Raw genomic sequence first — 15,810 nt, forward strand, 5'->3', positions numbered from 1 at the left:
CGGTCCTGTTCCCACCTGGAGCGGGAACAGGACGCGATCGGTCAGTTCCGGCCGAGCTGCTGCATCGCCGACCCCTCGGCACCACGGCGCGGCTGCTGCGGCTGCTGCGGCGGGAGCACCGCGGGCGTCGGCGACGGCCGAGCCCCGGGGGGCGGGGTCGCGACCTGTTGCTGGGCCTGCTGTTGCTGCTGCTGATGGGCGGCGGTGAGCTGCTCGGCGAGCTGCTGCGGCAAGACCACCGGCAGCGGTTCGCGCACCGGCAGCGCATCGGTACCGCGCCGGATGATCGTTTCGCTCAGCACCGTACGCGCCGCAACGACCAGCGGCCCACCCGCCGCGGTCGAACCGGACGGGCCCGCCGCCACCAGCCGGATCATCCAGCGAGCGCCGTCCACACCGATGAACCGCAGATCCGCGCCCTCGGTGACCGCCACCAGTTCCCGGCCCCACGGGCCCTTCTCCACCGAGACCCGGGCACCGTCCTTGCGCAACGATTCCGCGAGATCGGCGGCGACCGTACGCCACTGACCCTTGGATTTGGGCGCGGCGTAGGCCGCGACGGTGATGCGGCCGTGTTCGGTGGCCAGGTGGACCGCCTGCGGGGTGCCCTGCGGGGTCATCTCGACCTGCAACTGCCCGCCCGGCGGCACCGGCAGGATCACCGAGCCCAGATCGAGCCGGGTATCGGCGAAGGTCTCCAGCACCTCGGCGACATCGTCGTAGTCGTAGGGACCGCGCCGCTGGGGTTCGGTGTCGGGATCGTCGATCGCGGCATCGTAGGCGTCGCTGTAGGCGGCGCCGCCGTACCCGTCGTCGTAGCTGTCGTCGTATTCGCCGCTGTAGGACTTGTCGTAATCGGCACGGTGATACCCACCGTCGTCGTAGTCCTCGTATTCGCCGGTTTCGTACTCGCCGGTGCTGTACTCGCCGGTGTCGTGCCCGTCATCGGATCTGCGTCCGCCGGATTTCCGTCGTCCGAACATGTCAGGCCTCCTTGCCGTCGGCGGTGTCCGCCCCGCCCGGCGTCAAACTCGCGTGTCCTCCGCTGGATCCGTGACCGCCCGAACCCCGTGCCGATTCGTCGAGCCGGTCCACCGCCACGAAATCGACCAGTTCCACCCGCTGCACCAGCAGCTGCGCGATCCGGTCACCGCGGCGCAACTCGACAGCGGTGCGCGGATCGTGGTTGATCAGGCAGACCTTGATCTCGCCCCGATACCCGGCGTCGATGGTCCCCGGTGTGTTCACCACGGATAGTCCGGTCTTGGCCGCCAGCCCGGAGCGGGGATGGATCAGGCCCACGGTGCCCACCGGCAGCGCGACGGCGATACCGGTACCGACCAGTACCCGCTCGCCCGGCTCCAGGACGACATCCTCGGCGGTGCACAGATCCACGCCCGCGTCGCCTTCGTGGGCGCGCGTCGGCATCGGGATCCCGGGGTCCAGCCGGAGCAGCGGTATCGGTGAGAGTGCGTTCACGTCCGATCAGCCTACGCGCAGGCCCGGTGCGAGTGTCGCTTAGTGTTGAGTCGTGTCCGACCAGCCTCGACCCACCGAAACCGAGCACCTCGCGGAGCGCGAAACCCAACACCGCGCGCGACCGGAACCAGCCACCTATCGCGAGCGCCTCTGGGTGCCGCTGTGGTGGTGGCCGGTGGGCTTCGCCCTTGCCGGTCTGCTCGCCGCGGAGATCCATATGGGAGCGCCCGGCCTGCGCGCCTGGCTGCCCTACGTCCTGCTGTTCCCGGTCCCCGTCTGGGTGCTGCTGTGGATGAGCCGGCATCGGCTCGAAGTCGCACCGGACGCGACGGGCACCTCCGAACTGCGGGTGGATCGGGCCCATCTGCCGGTGTCGTTCGTCGCTCGCGCGACCGTGGTGCCCAAGAGCGCCAAGAGCGCGGCGCTGGGACGTCAGCTCGATCCCGCGGCCTACGTCCAGCACCGCCCGTGGATCGGCACCCTGGTGCTGCTGGTGCTCGACGATCCCGATGACCCGACGCCCTACTGGCTGGTCAGCACGCGCCGGCCCGCAGCGGTCCTTGCCGCGCTCGGGATCCCGAGCGCGGTATGACCTCTGGTGCCGCTCAGGCCGCGCAATCCATGCAGATGAGCTGACCGCCGCTCTCGCTGGCCAGTCGGCTGCGGTGATGTACCAGGAAACAGCTCGAGCAGGTGAACTCGTCGGCCTGTTTCGGGATCACCCGAACCGTCAGCACTTCCTCGGACAGGTCCGCGCCGGGGAGCTCGAACGACTCCGCGGTATCGGATTCGTCGACATCCACGACGGCGGACTGAGCCTCGTTGCGACGAGCCTTCAGCTCCTCCAGCGAATCCTCCGACACCTCGTCGGATTCGGTGCGCCTCGGTGCGTCATAGTCGGTTGCCATGTCGTCTTCCCCTCGTCCTTACTCCGTATATCCGGATCGGCGCACGCTGTCTTCTCGACCGCGCCCGCCGCCCCGCCGGTGGTGCACTTCACACCCGCACCGGTCCTCTATCAGGGCGAATCCGACGGACTCATCTCCGATAGCGTCCGGACAACGCATGAGTTGCCCTGCTTGTTCCCACGACCGAACGCTGATTTACTCATGGATATTTCGGTCTGGGCGGCCAGACAATAGCGGACGGCGCGGAAAATGTCGTAATCGAAACCCAGCCGTGTCGAAACCGCTGGGCAATCGATATGCGGCCCGGAGCGTGCCGTGACCGGCCCCGGTAACGCGCCCGGAGCGGCCCGGGTAATGCGCGGCGCACGGTTGTGGGTACGTACAGTATCGACGTGGTTTCACTGATCACCGAAGGCAGTCCGACGGATACCAAAGGCCGTCCATACCCGCGTCGACGGCCCCGGCCGTGGCTGATACTCGTCGTCGCGCTCACGGTTGTTTGCGCAGGTCTGTGGATCAAGGCGCTCACCACCAACGACGACGACCACACGCCGATGGCGTGCAGTTCGCCGACCCCCGCCACCGATCCCAAAGCCGGACCGCAGCCGCTGCCCGGCCAGCGGGTCGGGGCGAGCCGCCTCGAGGATGTGGAGCCCGCGCCGATGGGGGGCACGAAGGTGCGTGTCCTGAACGCCAACGGACAGCGCGGCCAGGCCGCGCATGTCGCCGCACAGCTCGGTGATCTGGGTTTCGGCAGCCCGCCCGGCGATCCTTACGGTAACGATCCGGTATACGCCAACGGCGACCTGGAGTGCACGGGGCAGATCCGGTTCGGTGAGAACGGTCGCCCGATCGCGGCGGCGGTACAGCTCGCCGTCCCCTGCGCCGAGCTGGTCGAGGACAAACGGTCCGACGAAACCGTAGATCTGGTGCTCGGGTCTCTGTTCGGTGGTGACCTCCAGCCGAACAACGACGCCGAAGAGGTGCTGCGGTTGCTGAAGAACCCGGTCAGCGGGGAAAGTCCCGCGATCGACCCGGATATGCTCGAAGCCGCCCGGACCGCTCGCTGCTGACCGCCGGGCGCCCCGTGCGGGGCGGTCAGGGTTCCGGGATCGGGGCCGAGACACCCAGCCGGTCGAGCAGTGCGAACAGTTCGTCCCCGATACCGGGTGCCGCGGCCGCCACGAGCGCCCCCTCGGCGCCGGTCGTCGGCATCGGCGGCAACCGCAGCACCGCACCGGCCTCGGCCGCGATCAGCGCGCCGGCCGCCCAGTCCCACGGGTTCAGGCCGTGTTCGTAGTGCGCGTCCACCCGCCCCTCGGCGACCATGCACAGGTCCAGCGCGGCCGCCCCGATCCGGCGGATATCGCGCACATGCGGGAGCAGTTCGGCGATGCAGGCCGCCTGCCGGGTCCGTCGTGGCACTCCGTAGGCGAAACCTGTGGCGACCAGCGCCAGCTGCGTAGAACGCACCGGGTTGCAACGCAGCGGCGTATCGGTACCACCAGGCCCGATCCGCAGCGCGCCCGCCCCGGACGCCGCGGTGTAGACCGTCGACGCGGCGATATCGGCGACAGCGCCGGCGACCGGCCGGCCACCACGCACCGCGGCCACCGATACCGCGTACGCCGGGATCCCGTAGAGGAAGTTCACGGTGCCGTCGATCGGGTCCACCACCCAGATCACCTCGTCGTCGGCCGCCGCGGCCGGATCGCCGCCGCCTTCCTCGCCGAGGATGTGATCACCGGGACGCAACCGCGCCAACTCGTCGCGGATCAGCTGTTCGGTCTCGGTATCGACGACGGTCACCGGATCAGTGGGCGTGCTCTTGGTGCGGACCGCGGCCCGGGTGGCAGCGGCGGAGGCGAAGACTTCGGGACGGCGGGCCCGTACGTGCGCGGCGGCGACACCGGCCAGATGGGTGGCTATCCGGCGCAGCACGTGCGCATCGGCGGGGGCGGGTTCGGTGGCAGCGGTGAGAGACCAATTCGATTCCGGCACGCCTTCCATCGCAGCACAGATCCTGCGGTCGGGGCATTCGGGCACGCACATTAGTCTTGTCGTGCACACCACACCGGCCGACCGCGGCTCCGGAGGAGGCAGCGCGACGCGTGTGGCCGGCCGACGCCGTCCGGAGTTCCTCGCGCGCGGCCCGAGCCACACGAAAACCGGTGGTGCGCACGACCCATCAGCCAGCGGCGCACGACCACATCAGCCCAGCACAGGGAACGAGGGAACCCGCATGTCCGTTCGACGGCACGCGTTCGGTATCGATATCGGCGGTAGCGGCGTCAAGGGCGCTACGGTCGATCTGGACACCGGGGAGCTCGTGCACGATCGCATCAAGATCGCGACCCCGCATCCGTCCACCCCCGGCGCGGTGACGGCGGCCGTGGCCGAGTTGATCGAGACCGCGGATTGGGACGGGCCGGTGGGTCTCACCCTGCCGTGTGTCGTCCTCGACGGTGTCGCGCACACCGCCGCCAACGTCGACAAGGCCTGGATCGGCACCGACGCCCGGGCGCTGTTCGCGACGGCACTCGGTGGTCGCGAGGTGACCGTGCTCAACGACGCCGATGCCGCGGGGCTGGCCGAGGACCGCTACGGCGCGGCCCGTGATATCGACGGCCTGGTACTCCTGCTGACCTTCGGTACCGGAATCGGTTCCGCCCTGCTCATCAACGGCACCCTCGTCCCGAACACCGAACTCGGGCATCTCGAGATCGGTGGTATGGAAACCGAGCATCGGGCCGCGGCTTCGGTCAAGGAGCGGGAGAACCTCGGCTACCCCGAATGGGCCGCCCGGGTCAGCACGGTGCTGAGCGGTTTGGAGGATCTGTTCTGGCCGACGGTGTTCGTGGCCGGCGGCGGGATCAGCCGCGACGCCGACCAGTGGATTCCCCTGCTGACCAACCGCACCCGCGTGGTCCCCGCGAACCTGAGGAACACAGCGGGTATCGTCGGCGCGGCCATGGCTGTCGATGCCGGGATCACCCCCTGAGGTTGTCCACGGCACAGGCCAGTGCACACTGGTCGGATCGTTACAATGGAAGCACCCGGCGGTAAGCCGGACCCCCGACCGGCGTTTTAGCCGGTAAACCCGACAGACCGCTCCGCCGGAATACTACTCTGGCGTGACGCCGCACGAGACCGTCACGAAAGGGCGTACGTGGTAGCCACGAATACCCGTCAGACAGCCGAATCGGCCGACGCCGAGGCCACGGAAGTTCCCGCGGCACGCCCGGCTCGCAAGGCCGTGGCCAAAAAGGCCCCGGCGAAAAAGGCCGCCGCCAAGAAGGCGCCGGCCAAGAAGGCCGCCGCCAAGAAGGGAGCCGCCAAGAAAGCTCCGGCCAAGAAGGCCGGGAGCGCGGGCGCCCCGGGCACCGGCGAGGAGCAGATCGAAGACGATTCGCTGGAGGAGGCCGATCTCGGTGACCTGGAGGTCTCCGAGGACGATCTCACCGAGGAGGGCGATGATCTCGTAGCCGTGGTCGCCGAGGAGGAAACCGAGGGCGAGGCGGCCGGGGACGGCACCTCCGAACCCACCGCGGCGGACAAGGCCTCCGGCGATTTCGTCTGGGACGAGGAGGAGTCCGAGGCCCTGCGCCAAGCGCGTAAGGACGCCGAACTCACCGCCTCCGCCGACTCGGTGCGTGCCTACCTCAAGCAGATCGGCAAGGTCGCACTGCTCAACGCCGAGGAGGAGGTCGAACTCGCCAAACGGATCGAGGCCGGGCTCTACGCCGCGGAGAAGATGCGTGAGTTCACCGAGGCCGGGGAGAAGCTCCCCGTAGCCACGCGCCGCGATTTCAACTGGATCATCCGCGACGGCAACCGCGCCAAGAACCATCTGCTCGAGGCGAACCTGCGCCTGGTGGTCTCGCTGGCCAAGCGCTACACCGGCCGCGGTATGGCGTTCCTGGATCTCATCCAGGAGGGCAACCTGGGCCTGATCCGCGCGGTCGAGAAGTTCGACTACACCAAGGGCTACAAGTTCTCCACCTACGCCACCTGGTGGATCCGGCAGGCCATCACCCGCGCCATGGCCGACCAGGCCCGCACCATCCGTATCCCGGTGCACATGGTGGAGGTCATCAACAAGCTCGGGCGTATCCAGCGCGAGCTGCTCCAGGATCTGGGCCGTGAGCCCACTCCGGAGGAACTGGCCAAGGAAATGGATATCACCCCGGAGAAGGTGCTGGAGATCCAGCAGTACGCCCGGGAGCCCATTTCGCTGGATCAGACCATCGGCGACGAGGGCGACAGCCAGCTCGGTGATTTCATCGAGGATTCCGAGGCCGTGGTCGCGGTGGACGCGGTCAGCTTCACCCTGCTGCAGGATCAGCTGCAGTCGGTGCTGGAGACCCTGTCCGAACGCGAGGCGGGTGTGGTGCGACTGCGGTTCGGTCTCACCGACGGACAGCCGCGCACCCTGGACGAGATCGGCCAGGTCTACGGGGTCACCCGTGAGCGGATCCGGCAGATCGAATCCAAGACCATGAGCAAACTCCGGCACCCCAGCCGGTCGCAGGTCCTGCGCGACTACCTGGACTGAGTTCCGGCAGCGTACGCGACAGCCCCTGAGCACATCCGGAACCATCGGTTCCCGGCGGTGCCCAGGGGTTGTCGCGCGTCTATCCCGTTTCGTTCTCCGGTAACTCACCGGAAGGTCCCGTGAGCATCGCATCCCGGGAGGTGTCCTTCAGGCCGACGCCGGAGCGACCGAGCAGGAGGGCTCCGGCCACCAGGGTGGCGATCACCTCGGCCGCCCGGCGGTAGCCCAGTCCCTCGGGCGGGTGGATATTCGAGACGCAGTTGCGGTCGGCGTCGGTGCGGCCGGGACGCGGCAGGTGGGTCAGATAGACGCCGAGGCTGTCGGCCACCGAGAGGCCGGGGCGTTCCCCGATCAGCACCAGTACCGTCGAAACCCCCAGCGCCGCACCTATATGGTCGCCGAGCGCCACCCGCGCCTGCGTGGCCACCACCGGTGGCGCTATCGAACAGCGCGGGCGCAGCACCTCCAGGAGTGCCGCGACGGTGGGCGGGCCGTGTTCGGCGAGCGCCCGGGCGGACAGGCCGTCGGCGAGGACCAGGCCGATCTCGGCGCCGGAGTGCGGCAACGCCTGTTCCGAGCTCCCGCTCCCCGTACCGGGTTCACCGGCCGGGAGACGGCCCAGATCGGGGCGGCGCAGGTATTCGGCACGGTCCCGTGCCCGGCTGGCGATATGCATCGGTTCGCCGATACCGAGTTCGGCCAGCCGCGCACTCAGCACCGGTACATCCAGCGGTGTGTGCACCGCGTCGCGAGCGGCGGCATGCGCGGCGGCGAATTCCAGGACCCGGCGGGTGGGCAATGCGTCACCCGCCCGGCCCAGGCCGATCCGGGCCTGGGTGAACGACCGCAGTCCGGTCCAGAACGCCTGGGTCTGTTCGTCGTCCATCGGCCCTCCGTCGGCGGTCATCGGCCCGCTGTCAGCGCGCGCAGCGGTGAGGCGGCCGGCGCCACCGGCAGGATCCGGCCCGTCTCGTCCAGCATCCCCAGCCGGTCCAGCCATTGCGCGAACTCCGGGGCCGGCCGCAGGCCCAGCACCCGGCGGGCGTAGAGCGCGTCGTGAAAACTCAGGCTCTGGTAGCCGAGCATCACATCATCGGCGCCGGGAACCGCGATGACGAAAGCACATCCGGCGGCCCCGAGCAGGGTGAGCAGGGTGTCCATATCGTCCTGGTCGGCCTCGGCGTGATTGGTGTAGCAGACGTCGACCCCCATCGGCAGGCCCAGCAGTTTGCCACAGAAATGATCCTCCAGACCCGCCCGCACGATCTGTTTCCCGTCGTACAGGTACTCCGGTCCGATGAACCCGACCACGGTGTTCACCAGCAGCGGGCGCAGCTCCCGGGCGACGCCGTAGGCGCGGGCCTCGAGGGTCTGCTGATCAACCGGTTTCCCGTCCGTTCCGAGGTGCGCGCCGGCCGACAGCGCCGAGCCCTGGCCGGTCTCCAGGTACATCACGTTGTCGCCGACGGTGCCGCGGCGCAGGGACCGCCCGGCCTCGTTCGCCTCGCGTAACAGCGCCAGATCCACCCCGAACGCGGTGTTGGCCGCCTGCGTTCCGGCGACGGACTGGAACACCAGATCCACCGGCGCCCCGGCCGAGATCAGATCGATGGTGGTGGTGAGATGGGCCAGCACGCACGACTGGGCCGGGATATCGAAGCGGGTGCGGATATCGTCGAGCAGCTCGAGCAGCTCGGCCGCGGCGCGGGGGGAGTCGGTGGCCGGGTTGACGCCGATAACGGCATCCCCGCAGCCGAGCAGTAGGCCGTCGAGAACCGCGGCGGCGATACCTTCGGGGTCGTCGGTGGGGTGGTTGGGCTGTAACCGGGTGGCCAGCGTGCCCGGGACACCGATGGTGGTCCGGAAGGCCGAACCCACCCGGGCGGCGTGCGCTACGGCGATCAGGTCCTGGTTGCGCATGATCTTGCTGACCGCGGCGACCATTTCCGGGGTCAATCCGGGCGCTAGATCGTGCAGCGTGGCGGCCGGATCGGCGGTCCCCTCACCGGCGGCGACACCGAGTAGCCGATCCCGCAGGCCTCCGACGGTGAGCGTGGCGATCGGGGCGAATGCCGCGCGGTCGTGGGTATCCAGGATCAGCCGGGTGACCTCGTCGGTTTCGTAGGGAACCACGGGCTCGTCGAGGAACTCCGTCAGCGGTATATCGGCCAGCACCCATTGCGCGGCCGCCCGCTCGGCGTCGGTGTTCGCGGCACAGCCCGCCAGTTCGTCTCCGCTGCGCCGGGGCGTGGCCTTGGCCAGTACGTCCACGAGGCCGTGGAAGTGATGGTTCGTACCGCCGAGTCGCTGGGTGTAGACCTTCATCCGGATCCCGTCCGTCCGGGCCGCCGTGGCCGCCGGGCCGGTGGCGGCCACCGGACCGGTCGCGTGGCGGCCGAAATACACCGTGCATCCGAAGATTACCGCCGCCGGTGGATTCACGCGCCGGACAGCGCGGTGGCCGGCGGGCCTCGGTGCCCGGCGGCGCGGCGATCCGGACCGGCACCGTGCTCATCCCTTCGATGGATCCGGGCCGCGAATGGGTGTGCTGAGATGAACGGATGGGACGGTGGTCGGCGTTATCGGCGACGGCACGTGACGTCGTCGTCGCGGGCGGCTGGTTCCTGTTCGGCGTGCTCCTGTATCTGGCCGGTTTCCACATGATGTTCGCCGCCGAGACGCAGGCCGGCCCGCTGTGGCCGCGGCTGGTGATCCTCGCGCTGGCGAGTTCGGTCCTGCTGGTCCGGCGCCGGGCGCCGATCACGGCCATGTTGCTCGGCCTGATACCGCTGGCATCGGATCTCTCGCTCGGCCCGACACTGCCGATCTGGCTGGTCTACACCGACCTCATCTACGCCGCGGTGGTGTACGGCACCCGCCGCCAGATGCAAGGTGCGGTGGTCGCCTGGCTGACGCTCTCGGCGACCGCGGCGGGCGTGGTGCTGGCGATCACCGGCGACTGGCATCTGATGTCGCTGGCGCTGGTACTGGCGGCGGCCTTCGTCGGGACTTCGCTGTGGTGGGGCCTGACCGTGCGCGCGCACAAGGAGACCGCCGACGCCGAGCGGGCCCGTGCCCGCGCTCAATCTCTGGTCGCCGAACTGGACCGGCAGGCGGCGGTGGACGACGAACGCAAGGCCATGGCCCGCGATCTGCACGATGTGATCGCCGGGCATCTGTCGGCGATCGCCCTGCAATCCGAAGCGGCGCTGGGCACTCTCGACGGCACCGGCGCCGACCCGCGGCTGGCCGGAGTGCTGGGGTCCATCCGCACCAACAGCGTCGAAGCACTACGGGAGATGCGGACGATGATCGGTCTGCTGCGCCGCGACGACGACGCCGACCAGACCACCGCGCCCGGGCGGCTCGCCCAGTTACCGGGGCTGGTGTCGGCTGCCCGGCAGGCAGGAATGCCGGTACGGGTCCGGGTGGACCTGGGCGAGACCGTTCCGGCCGGCGCGGTCGACCAGGCTGCTTACCGGATCGTTCAGGAAGCGGTGACCAATGTGATGAAACACGCACCCGGACAGGAGGTGGATATCGACGTGCACGCCGACTCCACGGCATTGGTAGTGACGATACGCAACACCCTGACCGCCGGAACACCACCGGTGGCGGGGCCCGGCTCGGCCGTTGCCGACCGGCGCGGGCTGACGAATATGCGCGAACGCGCGGCCGCGCTGGGCGGGACGTTGCGAGCGGGCCCGGAAACCGGCGCCTGGTGGGTGCGGGCCCGGCTGCCGCTGGCGGCGGTACCCGAGACCGCGGGTGGTCCGCGGTGACGGTCCGGGTGCTCATCGCCGACGACCATGCCGCGATCCGCGCCGGTCTGCGCATGATTCTGGACGCGGCCGGCGATATCGAGGTCGTCGGTGAGGCCGCCGACGGTGAAGTCGCGGTGACCCAGGCTCGCGCGTTACGACCGGATGTGGTGCTGATGGACGTGCGGATGCCCGGAGTGGACGGCATCACCGCGACCACCCGGGTCATCGGGGAGGGGCTGGCCCGGGTGCTCGTCCTCACCACTTTCGATCTGGACGAGTACGTGTTCCGCAGTCTGCGCGCGGGCGCCTCGGGTTTCGTGCTGAAGTCCGTCTCCGGGCCCGCGCTCGTGGATGCGGTCCGGGCGGTCGCCGCGGGCGAGGGGGTCCTGGCGCCGGAGGTCACCCGCGCGGTGATCGAGGCCTTCGCCGGAACACCGTCCGAGCGGATGCCCGAGCCGCCCCCGGGTATGGCCGAGCTCACCGGGAGGGAGAAGGAGGTGTTCGATTGCCTGGGCGCGGGGCTGTCCAACGCCCAGATCGCGGCGCGGCTGTTCATCGGCGAGACCACCGTGAAAACACATGTCTCACGTGTTCTCACCAAACTGGGGATGCGCTCGCGTGTACAGGCCGCGATCCTGGCGCGCGAACTCGGCGACGGCGCCACCGGGCACCGGTAGCCGGGCCGGCCGGATCTCCGGGTCAGCCGGCCAGCGGCGCGAAGACCCCGTCGGAACCCGGCAGATAGCTGTCGACACCGACCACGGACTCGACGGGCAGCGGACCGTACAGATGCGGGAAACGCAACGCCGGATCGTCACTGGGCGCCCCCGGTTCCCAGCGCACCGGCGCCGCGAGCAGGTCCGGGTCCAGCCGGAGCAACAGCAGATCACGCCGACCTGCGAAAAGCCTGTTCGCGGGTAGGTGGACCTGCTGCGGCGCGGAGAGGTGGACGAACCCCTCCGAGCGCAGCGAATCGGGCCGATGCGCACCTCGTTCCCGGGCGAGTGTCCACTCACCGGGAGTGCAGAGGTGAACAAGGGTGTGAGTGTCACAGGGCACGGGTAACCTCCGATACACAACTCGACAGTCGGTACGGAGCAGCGGCACTACGTTTTCATCACCCGCCCCGCGGTGTTCGCCACAGGCGGAAACCGCTGGTCGTGTTAGGGAAAACACAGTGGTTCCCCAGTGGGAACAAAGCCGATGCCCCGAACGTCTGACAGAGTAGTTACACCACTGCTGGGAAGTAGCGGAAGCGAGCCCGCGGAGTGACCACGGGCCTCACACCAGGTGAACGGTATTGTGCCGGAAGCCAGGACGGAGGAGTCATGCCAGGAACCCTGACAAGCACCCCACTGACCGCGGTCGATCGCTGCGATCGCTGCGGGGCGGCGGCGCGTGTGCGTGCCGTTCTGCCCGCAGGTGGCGAGTTGCTCTTCTGCCAGCATCACGCGAACGAACATATGGACCGACTGCGCGAACTCGAAGCCGTGATCGATACGGAATCCGCTCCCGCACTCTGACCCGTCCTCGCGTCCGACACAACAGCATCGAACAACAGAACACCGCTTCCGTGGCGGGCGACCATTCCGGTCGCCCGCCACGGGCGTTCACGCGGGCAGGATGCCGTCGATCAACCGCCGCAAACCGTAATCGAAATCACCGGCCGGGTCGCCCGGCGCCTGGTATAGCTCGCCGACGGCCGCACCCACCCGGGAGGACAGCGGGAAGTCGGTGGTGGGCATGACCTGCGTGAGCACCGGGCCGTGAGCCTCCCACCAGTCGGCGTCGGACTGTTCCCGTGCGCTGCGCGCCGCGGCGAGCGCGGTCCGGGCGTTACCGGTCGCGAACTGCGACAGCACCGAGATCACCCGGTCCATTTCCACATCGTCCAGGCCGGCCCCGTCCACCGCCGCCAGGTGCCGCTCGTAGCGCCGCATCCGCCCGGGTCCCAGCACCATCCGCCAGGCAGGTACTTCGAACAGCCACGGATGGGCCAGGTACTCGTCCCGGACCTGCCGCGCGATCGCCATCAGCCGGTCACGGACCGGGAGTTCGGCGGGGATCGGGGGGTCGTCGAGCGCGACCGCGTCGACCATCAGAGTGGTGAGCGCGTCCTTGCTCGGTACATAGGTGTACAGACTCATCGGCCGCAGCCCCAGTTCCGCCGCGACCGTACGGACGGAGACCTTGTCGTAGCCGTCCCGGTCGGCGAGGCCGATCGCCGCCGCCACCACCTCGTCGACGCTCACGGTCTGCCGGGGACCGCGTCCCCCACGCCGGGGCGGCAGTTCGTGCCGCCACAGTAGTTCGAGCAGGGCACGGGCGGGATCGGTGGCGGGGGTCACAGCCGCCCCCGAGAGGGCTCGGACTGCGCGGGTCCCATAGAGCCCGCATGCCGGGTCGCGGGGTATTCGGCGACGGCGCGCTGTTCGACGGCGATGCGCTCGGGGGCCCCGGTGGGGAGGGAGCCGACGCGGACGTGAGAGATCGAGCCGGGCAGTACGCGGGCCGCGCCCGGACTTCGGGGATGCGCTCCGCCTCGGCCGCCGAGTGGCGGGGCCGAGACGCTGTCGCTGATCATCGTTTCCTTTCACCGCTCCAGAGACCACCTGTGAACCGATCGGACCGTACCGGAACAAATCCGGTACTGTGCGCGTTGGCCTAATACTCCGTACGCCATACGTTGATCATAGGGGTGCACGCTGCCGACCATCGAGACCACCTATCTGCCCGACCGCCATATGTTCGCCCTGTGGACCTGGACCGGCCGCGAACCCGGCCCGGCACCCGAGACAATCGGCGAAGCCGCGACCCTCGCACTCGTTGTACCCGGCGGAACCCGGGCGCAGGCCCGCGCGGGAAGTATCACCCTGGAAGTGGCCCAGGTCGACTGCGCACTGGTGGACCCCACCGGTTTCGCCGGACTCGTCCCGGCCGATCCGGGCGTCTCCACCCGCGCCTGGCAGGCGATCCTGGCCGGGGAACAGGCGGACATCCCCCTCGCTGGACACGCGTTTCCCAACGCCCAGGGGACCGCGGTACTCACCCGCGACCACGCCTTGTCGGCCCTCCACGACACCGCGGCCGTCGCCGGCAGCCTGCGCGGCGAACTGCACGCCGAACTGCGGCCCTATCAGGCACGTGGGATCGGCTGGCTGCGCGAGACCGTCACCCGCCACGGCGGGGCGATCCTCGCCGACGAGATGGGTCTCGGCAAAACCGTGCAGGCGATCGGCCTGCTGCTGGGCCGGGCCGCGCTCGGCGCGCAACTCGTGGTCTGCCCGACCTCGCTGGTGGGCAACTGGGTACACGAAATCGCCCGCTTCGCACCCGGGCTGCGGCCGATGGCCTGGCGCGGTGGCGATATCACCACCGCGGCCGGTGATGTCATCGTCACGGGGTACCCCGTACTGCGATTGCACGGCCACCGGATCACCGGAAACGAATGGGCGACGGTGGTGTTCGACGAGGCACAGGCGCTGAAGAATCCGCGGACACAGGTGTCGAAGGCAGCCCGGGCGCTCGATGCCGCGGCCGTCGTCGCGCTGACCGGGACCCCGGTGGAGAACCATCTGGAGGAGCTGTGGGCGCTCCTGCACCTGGTGGCGCCCAGGCTGTTCGGACATCGCGCCCAGTTCCGCCGCCGCTTCGTCAAACCCATCGAGCAGGGGTCTGCCACCGCGGCCGCTCGGCTGCAGGACGCGATCGAACCGGTCCTGCTCGCCCGGCGCAAGGCTGAGGTCGCCGCCGCGCTACCGGCCAAGATCCACAACGATCTACTGTGCGATCTCACCCCGGAACAGGAGAAACTCTACGATCGGTTGCTCGACCGCGCGGTGGCGGACGGTTTCGGCACCGGCACACAGCGGCAGACCCGGGTACTGGCAGCGCTCACCGCGCTGAAGCAGGTGTGCAATCACCCTGGACTCGTCGACGGCGACCGGGGCGAATTGAGCGGTCGTTCCGGGAAACTCGACCTGTGCACCGATATCGTCGCCGCCAATCTCGACAACGCTGCGCCCACGTTGATCTTCACCCAGTACCGCGCCACCGGCGATCTCCTCGTGCGGCATCTGGCCGCACAGTTCGCGATCACGGCGCCCTTCTTCCACGGTGGGCTGAGCCAGTCCGAACGGGCGGAGATCGTCACCCGGTTCCAGTCCCCCGACGGGCCGCCGGTACTGGTGCTCAGTCTGCGCGCGGCGGGGACCGGACTCACCCTCACCCGTGCCGCCGATGTGATCCATTTCGATCGGTGGTGGAATCCCGCCGTCGAATCCCAGGCCTCCGATCGAGTGCACCGGATCGGGCAGACACGCACGGTCACCGTCACCACACTGACCTCGGCGACCACCGTGGAGGAACATATCGCGAGTATGCAGCGCCGCAAATCCGCGCTCACCGATCTCTCGGACGGTAGCGGTATCGCCGATCTGGCCCGGCTCGACGACGAACAGTTGCTGGAAGTACTGCGCCGGAAGCGGGGAAACTGATGGCGGACAACGAATTCGGATACACCACCTGGGGTATGGACTGGGTCAGGCTGGCCGAGCCACTCCGGCAGACCCGCCCCGATCCGCTGCTCCCCCGGGCACGCAGTATCGCCCGCAACGACGGAGTCCACGCCGTGACGGAGGGGCGGATCGTCCGCGCGCAGATCCACCGGGGCGGGCAGGCCTCGGTCACCCATATCGAACTGACACCGCTGGCCCGCACCGCCGTCACGGCATTGACCGGGATCGTCGGCGTCGAACCCACCCTGCTCACCGACGAGATGCATGCGGCGGCCCGCGCCGCGGATATCCCGGTGGCGCCGGAGCTCGCGGCGATCGACTGCTCGTGCAGTGCGCGTACCGCGCGCTGTGTCCATGTGCTGGCAACGTTCTACGATCTCGCGCGTCGCGTCGACGAGGATCCGCGGCTGAGCCTGGACCTGCAGGGGTTCGATCATCCGGACCACGGTGCCGCGCCGGGCGATTCCGGTGGAGCGCCGGAAACACCGCGCTGGATACCGCTCAACACCCTGGACCCCGCGATGTTCTTCGAGGTGTGAGCCGCAGGGGTGACGGTGGAGCGACCGCGTGCCCGTCGAGCTCCAGCC

The 15,810-nt window shown here is 69.3% G+C and carries 18 protein-coding genes; 9 read left to right on the top strand and 9 right to left on the bottom strand.

From position 1 onward, the window contains the following. Nucleotides 1–41: 41 nt before the first annotated feature. Nucleotides 42–983, bottom strand: a complete 942-nt coding sequence (locus tag IEY68_RS03255; RefSeq protein ID WP_062995987.1) for a DUF3710 domain-containing protein — start codon at nucleotides 981–983, stop codon at nucleotides 42–44. A gap of 1 nt (nucleotide 984) precedes the next feature. After that, complete coding sequence (dut, locus tag IEY68_RS03260; RefSeq protein WP_189093996.1) at nucleotides 985–1,479, bottom strand: dUTP diphosphatase; 495 nt, start codon at nucleotides 1,477–1,479, stop codon at nucleotides 985–987. A gap of 52 nt (nucleotides 1,480–1,531) precedes the next feature. Between dut and IEY68_RS03265 the strand changes: the two genes are divergently transcribed. After that, complete coding sequence (locus tag IEY68_RS03265) at nucleotides 1,532–2,071, top strand: DUF3093 domain-containing protein (RefSeq protein WP_189093997.1); 540 nt, start codon at nucleotides 1,532–1,534, stop codon at nucleotides 2,069–2,071. 13 nt (nucleotides 2,072–2,084) lie between these two features. On the opposite strand, the gene IEY68_RS03270 is transcribed toward IEY68_RS03265, so the two are convergent. Further along, nucleotides 2,085–2,387 carry a DUF4193 domain-containing protein gene (locus tag IEY68_RS03270; protein WP_062995989.1) on the bottom strand — a complete coding sequence of 101 codons (303 nt, stop codon included), beginning with the start codon at nucleotides 2,385–2,387 and terminating at the stop codon, nucleotides 2,085–2,087. A 392-nt stretch (nucleotides 2,388–2,779) separates the two neighbouring features. Here IEY68_RS03270 and cei point away from each other — a divergent pair, with 392 nt between their 5' ends. Continuing rightward, nucleotides 2,780–3,460, top strand: coding sequence for an envelope integrity protein Cei (cei, locus tag IEY68_RS03275; protein ID WP_062996124.1), 681 nt, complete (start codon nucleotides 2,780–2,782; stop codon nucleotides 3,458–3,460). Nucleotides 3,461–3,485: 25 nt separating this feature from the next. On the opposite strand, the gene IEY68_RS03280 is transcribed toward cei, so the two are convergent. Continuing rightward, nucleotides 3,486–4,397: an inositol monophosphatase family protein gene (locus IEY68_RS03280; protein ID WP_062995991.1), complete on the bottom strand. Its 912-nt coding sequence runs from the start codon at nucleotides 4,395–4,397 to the stop codon at nucleotides 3,486–3,488. Nucleotides 4,398–4,629: 232 nt separating this feature from the next. On the opposite strand from IEY68_RS03280, the gene ppgK reads away from it, so the two are divergent. Together ppgK and IEY68_RS03290 are read left to right on the top strand one after the other, a co-directional pair. After that, on the top strand, nucleotides 4,630–5,388 hold the full coding sequence (ppgK, locus tag IEY68_RS03285; RefSeq protein ID WP_062995993.1) for a polyphosphate--glucose phosphotransferase: 759 nt from the start codon (nucleotides 4,630–4,632) through the stop codon (nucleotides 5,386–5,388). 168 nt (nucleotides 5,389–5,556) lie between these two features. After that, nucleotides 5,557–6,942 carry an RNA polymerase sigma factor gene (locus IEY68_RS03290; RefSeq protein WP_062995995.1) on the top strand — a complete coding sequence of 462 codons (1,386 nt, stop codon included), beginning with the start codon at nucleotides 5,557–5,559 and terminating at the stop codon, nucleotides 6,940–6,942. 79 nt (nucleotides 6,943–7,021) lie between these two features. On the opposite strand, the gene eutC is transcribed toward IEY68_RS03290, so the two are convergent. Together eutC and IEY68_RS03300 are read right to left on the bottom strand one after the other, a co-directional pair. Then, nucleotides 7,022–7,828, bottom strand: coding sequence for an ethanolamine ammonia-lyase subunit EutC (gene eutC, locus IEY68_RS03295; protein ID WP_062996127.1), 807 nt, complete (start codon nucleotides 7,826–7,828; stop codon nucleotides 7,022–7,024). Between the two features lie 17 nt (nucleotides 7,829–7,845). Beyond that, nucleotides 7,846–9,267: an ethanolamine ammonia-lyase subunit EutB gene (locus IEY68_RS03300; protein ID WP_062996126.1), complete on the bottom strand. Its 1,422-nt coding sequence runs from the start codon at nucleotides 9,265–9,267 to the stop codon at nucleotides 7,846–7,848. A gap of 236 nt (nucleotides 9,268–9,503) precedes the next feature. Between IEY68_RS03300 and IEY68_RS03305 the strand changes: the two genes are divergently transcribed. Both IEY68_RS03305 and IEY68_RS03310 read left to right on the top strand, forming a co-directional pair. Then, complete coding sequence (locus IEY68_RS03305; RefSeq protein ID WP_062995999.1) at nucleotides 9,504–10,724, top strand: sensor histidine kinase; 1,221 nt, start codon at nucleotides 9,504–9,506, stop codon at nucleotides 10,722–10,724. Beyond that, complete coding sequence (locus IEY68_RS03310) at nucleotides 10,721–11,383, top strand: response regulator (protein ID WP_062996128.1); 663 nt, start codon at nucleotides 10,721–10,723, stop codon at nucleotides 11,381–11,383. The genes IEY68_RS03305 and IEY68_RS03310 overlap by 4 nt, the downstream gene beginning before the upstream one ends. 22 nt (nucleotides 11,384–11,405) lie before the next feature. Here IEY68_RS03310 and IEY68_RS03315 read toward each other — a convergent pair whose 3' ends face one another. After that, nucleotides 11,406–11,765 carry a DUF952 domain-containing protein gene (locus IEY68_RS03315; RefSeq protein ID WP_062996001.1) on the bottom strand — a complete coding sequence of 120 codons (360 nt, stop codon included), beginning with the start codon at nucleotides 11,763–11,765 and terminating at the stop codon, nucleotides 11,406–11,408. A gap of 269 nt (nucleotides 11,766–12,034) precedes the next feature. Between IEY68_RS03315 and IEY68_RS03320 the strand changes: the two genes are divergently transcribed. Next, nucleotides 12,035–12,229, top strand: a complete 195-nt coding sequence (locus IEY68_RS03320) for a DUF7455 domain-containing protein (RefSeq protein ID WP_029903635.1) — start codon at nucleotides 12,035–12,037, stop codon at nucleotides 12,227–12,229. A gap of 87 nt (nucleotides 12,230–12,316) precedes the next feature. Here the strand turns inward: IEY68_RS03320 and IEY68_RS03325 are convergent, their stop codons facing one another. Then, the gene (locus IEY68_RS03325; RefSeq protein ID WP_062996003.1) at nucleotides 12,317–13,054 is read right to left on the bottom strand and encodes a TetR/AcrR family transcriptional regulator; all 738 of its coding nucleotides are present in this window, start codon (nucleotides 13,052–13,054) and stop codon (nucleotides 12,317–12,319) included. Then, complete coding sequence (locus tag IEY68_RS35905; protein ID WP_229718575.1) at nucleotides 13,051–13,290, bottom strand: hypothetical protein; 240 nt, start codon at nucleotides 13,288–13,290, stop codon at nucleotides 13,051–13,053. The genes IEY68_RS03325 and IEY68_RS35905 overlap by 4 nt, the downstream gene beginning before the upstream one ends. Before the next feature lie 160 nt (nucleotides 13,291–13,450). Here IEY68_RS35905 and IEY68_RS03330 point away from each other — a divergent pair, with 160 nt between their 5' ends. Then, nucleotides 13,451–15,202, top strand: a complete 1,752-nt coding sequence (locus IEY68_RS03330; protein ID WP_062996004.1) for a DEAD/DEAH box helicase — start codon at nucleotides 13,451–13,453, stop codon at nucleotides 15,200–15,202. Beyond that, the gene (locus IEY68_RS03335; protein ID WP_062996006.1) at nucleotides 15,202–15,762 is read left to right on the top strand and encodes a hypothetical protein; all 561 of its coding nucleotides are present in this window, start codon (nucleotides 15,202–15,204) and stop codon (nucleotides 15,760–15,762) included. The genes IEY68_RS03330 and IEY68_RS03335 overlap by 1 nt, the downstream gene beginning before the upstream one ends. Nucleotides 15,763–15,810: the final 48 nt, after the last annotated feature.

The sequence above is a fragment of the Nocardia jinanensis genome (assembly GCF_014645735.1).
Taxonomy (GTDB): Bacteria; Actinomycetota; Actinomycetes; order Mycobacteriales; family Mycobacteriaceae; genus Nocardia; species Nocardia jinanensis.

Excerpts from the sequence above, each read along its gene's own strand:
- IEY68_RS03255 (WP_062995987.1), bottom strand. The coding sequence starts at position 983 with ATGTTCGGACGACGGAAATCCGGCGGACGCAGATCCGATGACGGGCAC.
- IEY68_RS03270 (WP_062995989.1), bottom strand. The coding sequence starts at position 2,387 with ATGGCAACCGACTATGACGCACCGAGGCGCACCGAATCCGACGAGGTG.
- IEY68_RS03280 (WP_062995991.1), bottom strand. The coding sequence starts at position 4,397 with ATGGAAGGCGTGCCGGAATCGAATTGGTCTCTCACCGCTGCCACCGAA.
- ppgK (WP_062995993.1), top strand. The coding sequence starts at position 4,630 with ATGTCCGTTCGACGGCACGCGTTCGGTATCGATATCGGCGGTAGCGGC.
- eutC (WP_062996127.1), bottom strand. The coding sequence starts at position 7,828 with ATGGACGACGAACAGACCCAGGCGTTCTGGACCGGACTGCGGTCGTTC.
- IEY68_RS03300 (WP_062996126.1), bottom strand. The coding sequence starts at position 9,267 with ATGAAGGTCTACACCCAGCGACTCGGCGGTACGAACCATCACTTCCAC.
- IEY68_RS03305 (WP_062995999.1), top strand. The coding sequence starts at position 9,504 with ATGGGACGGTGGTCGGCGTTATCGGCGACGGCACGTGACGTCGTCGTC.
- IEY68_RS03320 (WP_029903635.1), top strand. The coding sequence starts at position 12,035 with ATGCCAGGAACCCTGACAAGCACCCCACTGACCGCGGTCGATCGCTGC.
- IEY68_RS35905 (WP_229718575.1), bottom strand. The coding sequence starts at position 13,290 with ATGATCAGCGACAGCGTCTCGGCCCCGCCACTCGGCGGCCGAGGCGGA.
- IEY68_RS03330 (WP_062996004.1), top strand. The coding sequence starts at position 13,451 with ATGTTCGCCCTGTGGACCTGGACCGGCCGCGAACCCGGCCCGGCACCC.
- IEY68_RS03335 (WP_062996006.1), top strand. The coding sequence starts at position 15,202 with ATGGCGGACAACGAATTCGGATACACCACCTGGGGTATGGACTGGGTC.